Source organism: Exiguobacterium sp. s101, assembly GCF_018617835.1.
Taxonomy (GTDB): domain Bacteria; phylum Bacillota; class Bacilli; order Exiguobacteriales; family Exiguobacteriaceae; genus Exiguobacterium; species Exiguobacterium marinum.
In genome coordinates this window covers 48,518-61,042 of sequence record NZ_JACSKX010000003.1, presented here as the reverse complement: position 1 = coordinate 61,042, position 12,525 = coordinate 48,518, and the positions used below count along the sequence as shown (strand labels likewise).

The following is a 12,525-nucleotide window of genomic DNA, read 5'->3' as shown; positions in this document are numbered from 1 at the left end:
AAAGACTGCCTTTTGCCGAGGCAGTCTAAATGAATCATCATTTATGGTCTTCTTGATTTTCACCGAACGCGGCATTCGCTTCATGTCCTTCAAAAACATCGCTCCGTCCATCATTGAATCCCGTATCGGGTTCGTCGATGATGAGAGCGTATCCACCTTGCTTGACTTGTGAATGCGCATGATCCACCTCATCATTTGAGATGCCTAAATCACTAAGAACTTGCTTCACGTCTTGACTCTTTCCTCCTTGGATGTTGTCTAGCCAAGACGTATCGCCTTCTTCCACTTTTACGTTTGTCTCACGCTTGACGACCCGAACCTCGTCTTCCTGCTCAGTCACAACGTATAATTCACCTTCATCATAGCCATTTTCTTTCAGCTCATTGATTTTGGAGAGAAGATTCCCTTTTGTTTCATATGTTCCGACAAATCGTCTTTTACTCATATTAATCCTTCCTTTCGATTTCAGTTCATTCTTAAAAGATGTTCCCTTCTTCTTTTAGCTTCAATCACCAGGATATGCAAAAAACGACCTCGCTCACGCGAAGTCGTTTAGATCATTCAAGAATTCGATTCAAGTGTCTCCACCGTCTTGCTATCCTTCTGTCCGCACGATTGACGTACGACCAAATAATGAGGCACGATGACGCGTTTCCCATAAGGTGGGGCACTATCACTAATCTGTTCAATCAAACAGTTCGTCGCTTCGAATCCAAGACCGAAAATATTGATTTCAACCGACGTGAGTGGCGGATTGGAGTGCTCTGCGATATAGACATTGTTGAAACTGACGACGGCGACGTCTTCAGGAATTTTAAGTCCCATCTCACTGAGTGTGCTGATGACACCGAGCGCCATCATATCATCACTGACAACGACGGCCGTTGGTGGTTCTTCGTTCTGAAGTAACTCACGGACAGCCATCGTTCCGCCTTTCGTCATAAATTCAGCACGTGCAATATAGTCTTCACACACCGGAATGCCCGCTTCCATGAGGGCGGTCGCATAACCGTTCCGACGGTCTTGTGTCACCGCAAGTTTGTCCGATCCACCGATGAAGGCGATTCGACGGTGACCCAGGTTATAGAGATGTTTCGTCACCTCACGACCGGCAAGATAGTTGTCCGTATCGACATATGTGATCGAAGAAGCATCCCCGAACGGCTTCCCGACCACAACGAACGGAAACTTCGTTTGACGTAAATATTGGACGACTTGGTCGTCTTCCCGTGAATAGAGGACGATCACGCCGTCGACACGTCGTCCTTGTACCATTTCAATGACACCGGACAGTACTTCTTCCTCTGTCACTCCAGTTGTCATATAGAGAGAGTATCCATTTTGGTGCGCCTTCGTGCTGATACCTCGCAACACTTCAGGGAAAAATGGATTTTGGAGCGTCTTTGTCGCCGCACTCGGCATGACGAGACCAATCGACTGCGTTGAGCGGTTCGCGAGACTTCTCGCATGAATGTTTGGATGATACCCTAGCTCTTCCATCGAACTTCTAACTCGTTCTTTTGTCTTTTGGCTGATTCTTGGGCTGTTGGCGATGACACGAGATACTGTCGACGGCGCGACGTTCGCATGCTTCGCAACATCTTTGATTGTAATTTGCATGGTATTCCCCCCTGCTTCCGTGAATTCATACCTTACGGCGTTTCATTTCTTTATTTGCGGCGCTTCCACATGACCAAACCTGTCAAGAAAATCGGAATCGTGACGACAAGTAATCCCATCATCCATGGATTTACCGATGACTCCTCAACTATGTAAGCGTTCGCACTTTCACCAGATAGTTCAATTGTAAACGTTCCGCGCCGATCTGTGACCAGTTGTGAGAATAATAGACCGCGAAGTCTCGTATCTTCCCCGATTTCATTGACATCGATTTCAATCTCTCGATCCTCGCTGTTCATGTTGATCGCATATAACGCGATGTCATCTCCATCTTTCCGCTCAAAGACAGCCATCCCATCTTCGGATGCAATCATGCGCTGTTCACCAGTCGCAAATACTGGGTATTCTTCACGCATACGATTCATCGTCGCCATGTATTCATGCAATTCTTCATTTCCCGGGAATTCTGTCATAACACGGTTCGCTGGGTCGGCTCCACCGGTCTGTGCATTTTCTGTTCCTTGGAAGACGATCGGCATGCCAGGTGACGTATAAAGCGCGAACAACCCGAGGCGTAACCGTCGTTCTGCTGACTTCACGTCGCCGAGTTCTGCCATATGCATGAAACGTTCGACATCATGGTTATCGAGGAACGTCGCCATTTGGTTCGGGTCGTTGAAGAACGTTTCTGCATAGCTTGCGACAACATCGATTTCGTCGACATTCGCCTGTTTTTGCGTCATCGTTTTCGACACCCGATCATAAAACGTAAAGTTTGTGATGCTGTTGAATCCAAGATTATCATATTGTGCGACATATTTCGGATCCGGGTCGAACACTTCGGCGAGTAAGTAAAAGTCAGGGTCGACCGACCGAACACCTTCGACAAAGTCTTTCCAAAATGCTTTGTCGACGTGACGAACCGTATCTAGGCGATAGCCGTCGATGTCCGTCTCTTCGATCCAGTACTTCGCCGCGTCAATCAAATACGACTTGACTTCCGGATCCTCTGTTTTGAAGTCAGGTAAGTCGAACAACCAGTGCGTCTCGACTTGCTCCTGGTCTTTCCAAAATACGATTGGTAGTTGCTCGTGGAACCATTCCGACTTTTCTTCCACCCATGGATGGTTCGGACCGACGTGGTTGACGACGAAGTCGAGGATGACTTTCATGTCTCGCTTGTGCGCCTCAGCGACGAGCTCTTGTAAATCCTCTTTCGTCCCAAATTGCGGGTCGATGTTGTAGAAATCTTTTATCCAGTACCCGTGATAGCCGTCCGGCATATTTTCAAAGACGGGTGTTAACCAAATCGACGTGAACCCGAGTGACTCGATATAATCGAGTTTTTCAATGACTCCACGGATGTCCCCGCCATGAAAAGCTTTCGGATCGTCTTTGTCTACCTGTTCATTGTTGTCGGGGTTCCCGTCAACAAAACGGTCGACCATAATAAAATACATGCGTTCTTGTTCCCAAGTAGCAGCTTCCTTTGCTCCGACGATAGTCGGAAACAAAAGAAGCGACAGGAGCACGAGCACGACGCCTCGTCTCATATCGCTTCCTCCTTTTACGCGTATTATCCTTTCGTACCACCCGCTGTTAGGCCAGAAACGAAGTAGCGTTGGAACATGAAGAACAAGGTGACGATCGGGAGGGCTGAAAGGACAGCACCTGCCGCGAACAACGTGAAGTTGTTATCAAATTGTTTCGAGATCATGTTGTAAAGACCAACTGCCAATGTTTGTTTCTCTGGTGAACGAAGGACGAGCGATGCCAAAATAAAGTCGTTGAATGGTCCCATGAAGTTAAAGAGAGCAATCGTTGCGACAATCGGCTTCGCAAGCGGCAAGATGATTTGCCAAAAGATTCGGAGGTGACCGGCACCATCCATTCGAGCAGCTTCGTCAAGTTCTTTCGGAATCGTATCGAAGTACCCTTTCGCCAAGTACGTGTTCATCGGAATTGCACCACCTGCATAGAGCAAGATGAGCGCTGTATGTGTGTCAAGAAGACCGAGCATGTTGAGCAATACATAAATCGCGATGATTGCAACGAACTGTGGCACCATTTGAAGGACGAGGAACAAGACGAGCGAGTTTTTCCGTCCAACGAAACGGTAGCGCGAGAAGACGTATCCAGTAATCGTTACCAAGATGACAGAGAGTGCCATCGTAATGAAAGCGATTTTTAACGTGTTCACATACCATAAACTATAATCTGAAATCGTTAAATCAAACAAGTTTTTGTAGTGAACAAATGTCGGGTTTGAAGGAATAATCGTTGACGTAATCGTACGCCCCGGGTTGAACGATGTACCGACAACCCAAAGCATCGGATAGAGAATGATGACCGACGCAAGCGTCAAGATAACATACGAGATCGCCAAATTGATTCGTTTTTGTTTTTTCATATCAGATCATATCCTCGTCTTTGAAAGATTTTGTCCGACGGAACTGGATGACCGCAAGCGTCATGATGAAGAATGACAGAATGAGCGTGATCGCAGCCGCAAGTCCGTATTGCGGGTTGGCACCGAGGGACAATTTGTAAATCCAAGAAATCAAGATGTCGGTACCGCCGGCCGTTTGTCCAGGTACAGCAGGGCCACCGCCATTAAAGAGATAAATGATATTGAAGTTGTTGAAGTTGAACGTGAACTGTGTGATCAAAATCGGTGCTGTCGCGAATAAGAGCATCGGCAATGTGATCAAACGGAACTTATCAAAAATCGTCGCTCCGTCAATCGTCGCAGCTTCATACAAATCACCAGGAATTGATTGAAGCACACCTGTCATGAGCGTCATGATGAACGGGAATCCGAGCCACCATTGAATGAGAACGAGTGCCGAACGGGTAGCCGTCGGATCGGTCATCCAGTTGATTGGATCAAGACCGAGTGCTGGCAGAATCGTCGTATTGAACACCCCAAACGATTCGTTGAACATCGAACGGAAAATCAAGATTGTGATAAATGCTGGAACTGCCCAAGAGAGAATCAAGATTGAGCGGAATAAGCGACGGAAGCGAAGACCTTCTTGGTTCAAGAGCACCGCAAGGAAAATACCGATTGCGATGACACCAGTTGTAGAAGCAACCGTCCAGACAAGTGTCCAACCGAGAACCCCAACGAACGTGTCTCGGAAAATATCGATTTCAAAAATGCGCGTAAAGTTCTCAAACCCTACCCACTCTACGAGTTTCGCTGGTGGTGCATTGTTGTAGCGATAGTTCGTAAAGGCGATCAAGAACGTAAAGATTAATGGAAGAATAACTGTAAACACTAACAAAATGAGTGATGGGATCAACATTAAGTATGGGAATCCATGGTCACGCAAGTTGCGAAGTTGTATTTGGAACGATGGAAGGTTTAGATGCTGATCACGAGCGCGGCCGACACGATAGGCGTCACGAATGTTCCAAATATAGAACGCGATTCCGAAGAAAAGTAAAATTAACGCGACAATCCCCTCGACCATCAAAAAGATGGAATGGTCGTTACGAGGTCCTGGCACTTCACCAAGCGTGATCAATCCCCAAAGTCCTCCACGGTCACCTGGTCCGGCGCCCGCCCCTTTGAAAAATAGATCATAGTTTACGGCAAAATAAGATACGACGACGATAAAGAACGCTACCGCTTTCGCATATTGTTTGTTATAAAATTGTCCGAATCCCGGAATGATGGAAAGTAGTCCCGCGTTCCGAGCATGGTTTGTAGGCTTATCCGGGCGTTGGTCCGGTGATTTAGGGTTCGCAATTTCAGCCATCCTCAGTTTCTCCTTTCGATTTGAGCAAATCAATCAAGCAAACGTTTGCTCAATGCTAGAAAATGATGGGGAACGCCTAGCGGCGTACCCCGTCATTTCAATTCCTTATTGGTTATTCGCTTGGATTTGTTGTTCGATGACTTTGACTGCATCGTCTGCAGATTTTTGTGCATCTTGTTTACCAGTCGCTACGAGCTGAAGTGCTTGTGCCATTGGCTCCCAAACTTGTCCCATTTCAGGAATGTTTGGCATTGGGATAGCGTTTGTCGCTTGATCGAATACCGCTTTCGCAACTTCGTTCGATGTGATTGTCTCGTTCGACTCGAGTGCTGCTACTGGTGGAATCTCGCTGTACGATTCAAACATTGCCAATGCGTTTTCTTCATTCGTCAACTCTTGAAGGAACATTTCAGCCCACTCTTGGTTTTCTGTGTAAGCTGAAAGGGCATATGTTTTCACACCCATGAACGTCTTGATCGGCTCACCGTTTGGAAGTGTCGGCATTGGAGCCGCTCCGAGGTTCACGCCTGCATCTGTGTAACCAGCTACAGCCCAAGGTCCGTTCATGACTGAATGAGCTTTCTTCTCAGTGAAGAGTTGGTCCATCGCTTGGCCACCAGACTCACCAATCAACCCTTTAGGGAAGAGACCTTCTTCGTACCATTTACCGATGTATTCGAATCCTTCAACTGCACCTTCGTTGTTCAAACCGATATCCGTTGGGTCGAGTGCGCCACCGTCTTCATTGAACACGTATCCGCCGAATCCTGCAACAACACCGTGAGCGAAGTAGAAGTTATCCCAAAGTGCGAGGAATCCATACTCGCCGTCAGCTTTTACATCGTTAGACAACTTGTAAAGGTCGTCCATTGATGTTGGCGCTTCAGCCATCAAGTCTTTGTTGTACATGAGAACTGGTGTCTCAACAGATTTCGGGTAACCGTAAGCTTGACCGTCGAACATGACAGCTGATTTCGAAGCGTCAGTGAACGCATCGAGTGAACCTTCGTCAGCAATCGGAGTCAAGTGACCTTGGTCTGCGATTGTACCGATTTGGTCGTGTGGGACGAGAATGATGTCCGGACCTTTACCAGCTGGACCATCAAGCGCGAGCTTGTCTTTTTGGTCTGTCATCTGTACTTCGACGACTTCAACTTTTACGCCATGCTCTTCTTCGAATGCTTTCGCAACTTCTTTTGTTGTTTCAGACTTTTCGATGTCTTCCCAAATGACGATCTTCTCAGGCTTGTTCTCGCTTGAAGAACCACCTTCGTTAGAAGATTCGTTGTCTGTTCCGCCACCACATGCAGCTAGTGCACCGAATGCGAATACTGCTGTTGAAAGTCCTGCTACCATTTTTTTCATCTTCATGATGAAAAACCTCCCCAAGGAAATAGTATGGTCAGATTTGCGCAATCGCACGACCACGTCAATTTTAAAACTCCGCTACGAAATTGACATGGTAGTGAAAACGTTTGCATCCTCACCTCAATTTTTATTATACAGTTGTGAAAGCGTTTTACAAGTCTTTTTTTACACTTTTTTTACGACTGTTGACCCATTTATGTAATTTTTAAAAAAATGTTCTTATTTATACTATTTTTATAAGCTTCAGCAATTGACAAAATGTAAACGCTTTATTAACCTTTGCTTGAGCAAACGTTTTCACAACCCCTGTTCTCTTTGATGCACGGTGTTGTAAAATGATGTCATCCCCTATTAAAGAAAGGACTGTTTTCCTTATGATGAAAGAAGCGATTTATCATCGTGCCATGTCCCCATTCGTCTACAAATATGACCGTGAGACAATCCATGTTCGTTTCCATACGAAGCGTAGTGATATTGAATCGGTTGATTTGATTTGGAACGACCCTTACGATTGGCACGCTGAAGACCCGGCGATGTGGAACTTTGATCCGAGTAAGCCGAGCTATTGGCGTACATACGAAACTCCAATGGAGAAGATTGGTTTCGATGATACTTATGATTATTGGTTCATCGCGATTAAACCACCATTCCGACGTCTTCGCTACGGCTTCCGTTTGAATGATGGGCAAGAGACGGCCGTCTACACTGAAAAAGGATGGTTCGAGGAAAAACCACTTGATGACACGGGCTATTACTTCTGTGTTCCATTCATTAATCCAATCGACATTTTCCATGCACCATCATGGGTGAAGGACACGGTTTGGTACCAAATCTTCCCGGATCGCTTCGCCAATGGAGATGCTTCACTCAATCCAGAAGAAACTCTCCCATGGAACTCGACAGAGCCGACAACGACGAATTTCTTCGGTGGCGATTTCCAAGGTGTCATCGACCATATTGATCATTTAGTCGAACTCGGCATCACAGGAATCTATTTCTGTCCAATATTTAAAGCGACGACAAACCATAAATACGACACACTCGACTATATGGAGATTGATCCACAGTTCGGAACGAAAGAGAAGTTTAAAGAAATGGTCGACCTGTTGCATGAGAACGGCATTAAGGTCATGCTCGACGCCGTCTTCAATCACGTCGGGTATCATCATCCGTGGTTTAAAGATGTTGTGGAGAACGGTCCGGATTCTGAGTACCGTGATTGGTTCTACCTTCGTGAGTTCCCGATTGCGACGGAACCGAAGCCAAACTATGATACGTTCGCATTCGAGAAGAACATGCCGAAGATCAACACCGAACATCCAGAATTAAAAGCTTACTTATTAGATGTCGCCCGTTACTGGGTCGAAGAGTTCGGCATCGATGGCTGGCGTCTCGACGTCGCCAACGAAGTTGACCATGCGTTCTGGCGTGACTTCCGCAAAGCAGTCAAACAAGCTAATCCGGAAGCCTATATTCTCGGAGAGATTTGGCACGACGCACAACCTTGGCTACAAGGTGACCAGTTCGATGCCGTCATGAACTATCCGTTCACGAACGCGAGTCTCAATTATTTTGCGCTCGACCGGACGACCGCTTCCGAGTTCCAAAACGAATTGACGCGTGTCGAGATGATGAATACGATGAACGTCAACGAAGTCACGTTCAACTTGATTGACTCGCACGACACACCACGCGCCTTGACACGAGCTAATGGCCATAAAGGGAAATTCAGACTATTGATGACTTCGATGCTCACGTACACGGGGAGTCCATGTATCTACTACGGGGACGAAATCGGGCTTGAAGGTGAACAAGATCCGGGATGCCGCCGCTGCATGCCGTGGGATGAAGCCGAAGAAGACCGTAATCTCTTCCGTTACATTCAAAAGCTCATCCAGCTACGGAAAGACCATCCAGTACTCGCCAACGCGGGCTCGTATCGCTTCAACCTAGTCGATGATTCCAACAACGCCGTCATCATCGAACGATGCACGAAAGATGAGACATATTTGGTCTACTTCAACAACTCCGACTCTACTTCAAAACTGAATCCGCTCGGTTATAGTGGCGCCGCCTATGACCTCTTACAAGATCGTGATCTCGATTCACTCGAAATCGAACTCGCACCATTCAGCGCCGCTATTCTGAAATTGAAATAATTTCGAAAATCACCTGATTCATTCGGGTGATTTTTTTGTTGAAAATAATTCAGCAAACCCCTTTCTTTTTCATTTCATAAGGAGTAAGATGACCTTTGACATTTTTACAAAACAAATAGTTAACAGAAAGAATTATAGAGAAAAGGGAGAATACACTACATGCAGACGAAACAAACGGAACAGCTCACCTTGTTCAAACTGTCGTGGCCGATTTTCATCGAACTTGCCCTCCATATGGGGACTGGGATCATCGCCACATTGATGCTTGCTCACTACTCGGATGCCGCCGCTTCGGCCGTCGGGGTCGCTAACCAAATTTTAAACGTGTTCTTGATTGTCTTCAGTGTGACGTCTGTCGGGGCTACAATCTTGATAGGTCAAGCCATCGGGGCACAGCGCATGAAGAAAAGTCGCGACTTCGCCCGCTCCGCTGTCAGTTTGAACATGTGGCTCGGTGCAATTATGGTCGTCGTCATCTTCTTGTTCGGCGAAACGTTCTTACGCCTATTCGGGCTGTCAGACGAACTGTTCGCGCACGGCCTGCTGTTCCTTCAAATCGTCGGCTTGTCGTTATTTACCGAAGCGCTGATCATGGCGCTCAGTTCGATTCTACGGAGTCACGGCATGACAAAGCACGCCATGCTCGCGACGTTGTTGATTGACATTATTACTGCAGTCGGAGCCGTCTTCGCCGTCACTGGTTGGTTCGGGCTTCCTGTAACCGGTGTTGCCGGTGTTGCTTGGGCCATCGTAATCGCACGGTTCGCCGCAATGATTCTCTTGTTTTGGCTCGTTAATCGTAAACTTATGATTCGCTTCCCGTTAAAAGAAGTCATTCGTCCGAAGAAAGACGATATCCAGTCGCTTCTGCAAATCGGGATTCCTTCTGCCGGAGAGAACTTGTCGTATCAAGCATCACAAATTGTCATCACCGGTTTCATCGCAACGATGGGTGAGGCTTCCCTTGCCGCTCGTGTATACGTGATGAACTTGTCGATGCTCGCCTTCTTGTTCACTGTCGCTGTCGCTCAAGGGACACAGCTTTTGATTGCACGAGACATTGGAGGGAAACGATTCAAAGAGGCGTATCATCGCGCCGTCAAGACGTTGAAGATTGCCATGTTCGCCTCGTTCATCGCCTCTCTCGGTTTGGCAGTATTCAGCGAATCGTTACTCGGTCTCTTCACATCAAACCCTGACATCATCGCAGTCGGGGTACCGATTTTATGGGCAACGCTCATCTTAGAGCCGGGTCGTGCGATGAATATCGTCTTGATGGGTTCATTGAAGTCTGTCGGGGACGTGCGTTTCCCAGTCATGATTGGAATTGCCTCGATGTGGGGTGTCGCTGTCGCATTCAGTTATTTGTTCGGTCTTCAAATGGGACTCGGCATCCTTGGGATTTGGCTCGCCTTCTCCCTCGATGAGTGGTTCCGTGGCTTCTTCGCATTCCGTCGTTGGAAATACGGGACGTGGCAACAAAAAGGCTTCCAGTTCGAAGCAAAATCAACCACGTAAAAAGCGGCCGAGGGCCGCTTTTTTCATTTCATCAAGAAAGCCTGCATCGCCTGGCGGTGAACGTCCGTGTCCCCACACTTCCGCTGCCATTCGATTTCTTCATTCAATCCGTCCTCAAACGAAGTGGCTCGCATGAGCGCCTTCATCCCTTGAACGGCAATTGGTGATTTTGCAGCGATCGTCTCTGCATAGGTCGTCAATCGCTCCGTATACATCGCATCTTCCACTAGCTCTGTGACGAGCCCGAATGTATGCGCGACCTCCGCGTCAATCGTACTGCCATTCCACAACCAATCTAGCGCCAGATCGTGGCGCATGAGTCGACGTAAGTGGTACGGTCCACCAGCATCCGCCACTAACCCTATTTTAATGAACGCCGAGCTGAATTTCGTCGATTTGGCGACGATTCGAACGTCTGTCGCAAGTGCCAAACTGAGTCCCGCTCCAGCTACTACGCCGTGAATCCCTGCGATGAGCGGTTTACGGCATGAGAAAAGCGCACGTACGAGTGGATGATACACATCCTCTAAATATTCCCCATAATCCGCATCACTCTCAATCGTTAAATCTTGTCCGGATGAGAACGCCCGTCCCTCGCCGACAATGACGATGACGCGAACCGCATCGTCTTGATCAAATGTGTCGATTGCCGTTTTCATTTCACGAAGCAACGTCTCGTTCAAGGCGTTCAGCTTTTCAGGTCGGTTCAGTTTCAACCACCCTACCCCATTATGTGTCGTCAATTGAATCGTCTCCACTTTCATTCCCCCTTCAAAATGAATCACTGTTCATTTCTTCATCGTTCCATTAAACTCCTTCCTTTACTGAAAAGTTTTTTGAAGTTCAATTGCCGGGAAGTTGGTCTATTTGCTATTCTAAAAGAAGTCAGTCACGAAAGGATGAGTCAGATGCAACTGACAAACGCCGCTCGGCAATTGAAACAGAAGAAGATTCCGTTCACTTATCATACGTACGAAGTTGATGAAACCGATGTCTCGGCCAAACATGTGGCGATGACGTTGAATAAACCACTTGATGAACTGTATAAAACGATTTGTCTCGTGAACGAGAAAAAGCAATACGCTTTCTTTCTCATCTCTGGAGAACGTGACATTGATTTAAAATCAGCCGCAAAAGCTTGGGGGGCGAAGAAAGCAGCGCCAGTCCCGATGAAAGAACTCGAAGCGCTGACGGGATATATTCGAGGTGGTGTCTCGCCGATTGGGGCAAAAAAAACGTTTCCGATGTATCTGCACGAAGCAGCTAAAGACAGAGAGACAATCACCATCTCTGCCGGGAAACGCGGCTACCAAATCGAGTTAACGCCTGAAGATTTACTGCAATTTACAAACGGTCACTGGTTCAGCCAATGACCTTATTGGGGGAAAAATTATGTGGAAAGAACGCATCCGTTCGTGGATTCCAAACTCCTTTACGTTTGGAAACTTATTCTGTGGTGTAGTCGCAATCGTCTATGCCGCTCGTGGTGACTTCTCAAACGCCACGCTATTGATCATCATTGCGATGATGCTCGACAGTTTAGACGGACGACTTGCCCGTATGCTCGGGGTGGCCGGGGACTTCGGGAAAGAATTGGACTCTCTCGCCGACATTGTGACGTTCGGAGTTGCACCGGCGATGCTCGCTTATTACACCTTCTTTATTGACTATGGTAATTATGGTTTATTCTTTGCTGCACTCTTCCCGCTCTTTGGCGCCTATCGACTCGCTCGCTTCAACTTATCCGCTACAAACGTTTCGGCCAGTTACTTCTCAGGTGTCCCGATCACGGCTGCTGGCGGACTACTTGCTGTCATCACGACGTTCGGGGACCGGGTCAGCGAACTGTTGACACCTATTTTCTTTACGGGGCTTGCACTTTTAATGGTGAGTCGTGTCCGCATCCCGAGTTTTAAAGATGTGCCACTACCACGTCACTCATTCATTATCACGATCAGCCTTATCTATGTGACATACATGATGTTCGCAAGGTGGAAAGAATGGCCGACTTTCTGGTTTATCGCTGTTCCTTTCTATATCTTATTTATCGCCTTTTCGTTCGTAAAAAAACGGAAAAATGTAGCAAATTAAGAGTC

General features: G+C 47.2%; 11 protein-coding genes. 4 read left to right on the top strand and 7 right to left on the bottom strand.

What is annotated here, in order from left to right; translation table 11 throughout:
- Window positions 1-37: 37 nt before the first annotated feature.
- The 6 genes from KNO76_RS03820 to KNO76_RS03795 all read right to left on the bottom strand — a co-directional run bounded on the left by KNO76_RS03820 (window position 38) and on the right by KNO76_RS03795 (window position 6,755).
- Complete coding sequence (locus KNO76_RS03820; protein ID WP_026826624.1) at window positions 38-445, bottom strand: YflT domain-containing protein; 408 nt, start codon at window positions 443-445, stop codon at window positions 38-40.
- Between the two features lie 116 nt (window positions 446-561).
- Window positions 562-1,620, bottom strand: a complete 1,059-nt coding sequence (locus KNO76_RS03815; RefSeq protein ID WP_214882727.1) for a LacI family DNA-binding transcriptional regulator — start codon at window positions 1,618-1,620, stop codon at window positions 562-564.
- 50 nt (window positions 1,621-1,670) lie between these two features.
- Window positions 1,671-3,173, bottom strand: coding sequence for an alpha-amylase family glycosyl hydrolase (locus tag KNO76_RS03810; RefSeq protein ID WP_214882725.1), 1,503 nt, complete (start codon window positions 3,171-3,173; stop codon window positions 1,671-1,673).
- Between the two features lie 23 nt (window positions 3,174-3,196).
- On the bottom strand, window positions 3,197-4,030 hold the full coding sequence (locus tag KNO76_RS03805) for a sugar ABC transporter permease (protein ID WP_214702619.1): 834 nt from the start codon (window positions 4,028-4,030) through the stop codon (window positions 3,197-3,199).
- Window position 4,031: 1 nt separating this feature from the next.
- Window positions 4,032-5,384: a carbohydrate ABC transporter permease gene (locus KNO76_RS03800; RefSeq protein WP_214882723.1), complete on the bottom strand. Its 1,353-nt coding sequence runs from the start codon at window positions 5,382-5,384 to the stop codon at window positions 4,032-4,034.
- Between the two features lie 105 nt (window positions 5,385-5,489).
- Window positions 5,490-6,755: an extracellular solute-binding protein gene (locus tag KNO76_RS03795; protein WP_214702632.1), complete on the bottom strand. Its 1,266-nt coding sequence runs from the start codon at window positions 6,753-6,755 to the stop codon at window positions 5,490-5,492.
- A gap of 371 nt (window positions 6,756-7,126) precedes the next feature.
- On the opposite strand from KNO76_RS03795, the gene KNO76_RS03790 reads away from it, so the two are divergent.
- Together KNO76_RS03790 and KNO76_RS03785 are read left to right on the top strand one after the other, a co-directional pair.
- Window positions 7,127-8,911 carry a glycoside hydrolase family 13 protein gene (locus KNO76_RS03790; RefSeq protein WP_214882721.1) on the top strand — a complete coding sequence of 595 codons (1,785 nt, stop codon included), beginning with the start codon at window positions 7,127-7,129 and terminating at the stop codon, window positions 8,909-8,911.
- Between the two features lie 159 nt (window positions 8,912-9,070).
- Window positions 9,071-10,429: an MATE family efflux transporter gene (locus tag KNO76_RS03785; protein WP_214882719.1), complete on the top strand. Its 1,359-nt coding sequence runs from the start codon at window positions 9,071-9,073 to the stop codon at window positions 10,427-10,429.
- A 23-nt stretch (window positions 10,430-10,452) separates the two neighbouring features.
- Here the strand turns inward: KNO76_RS03785 and KNO76_RS03780 are convergent, their stop codons facing one another.
- Window positions 10,453-11,193 (bottom strand): enoyl-CoA hydratase/isomerase family protein, encoded by a 741-nt coding sequence (locus tag KNO76_RS03780; RefSeq protein ID WP_251127889.1) that lies wholly within the window; start codon window positions 11,191-11,193, stop codon window positions 10,453-10,455.
- A 144-nt stretch (window positions 11,194-11,337) separates the two neighbouring features.
- Here KNO76_RS03780 and ybaK point away from each other — a divergent pair, with 144 nt between their 5' ends.
- Together ybaK and pssA are read left to right on the top strand one after the other, a co-directional pair.
- Window positions 11,338-11,802 carry a Cys-tRNA(Pro) deacylase gene (gene ybaK, locus KNO76_RS03775; protein WP_214882714.1) on the top strand — a complete coding sequence of 155 codons (465 nt, stop codon included), beginning with the start codon at window positions 11,338-11,340 and terminating at the stop codon, window positions 11,800-11,802.
- A gap of 19 nt (window positions 11,803-11,821) precedes the next feature.
- Entirely contained in the window at window positions 11,822-12,520 is a 699-nt protein-coding gene (pssA, locus tag KNO76_RS03770) for a CDP-diacylglycerol--serine O-phosphatidyltransferase (protein ID WP_026826634.1), read from the top strand.
- Window positions 12,521-12,525 lie beyond the last annotated feature (5 nt).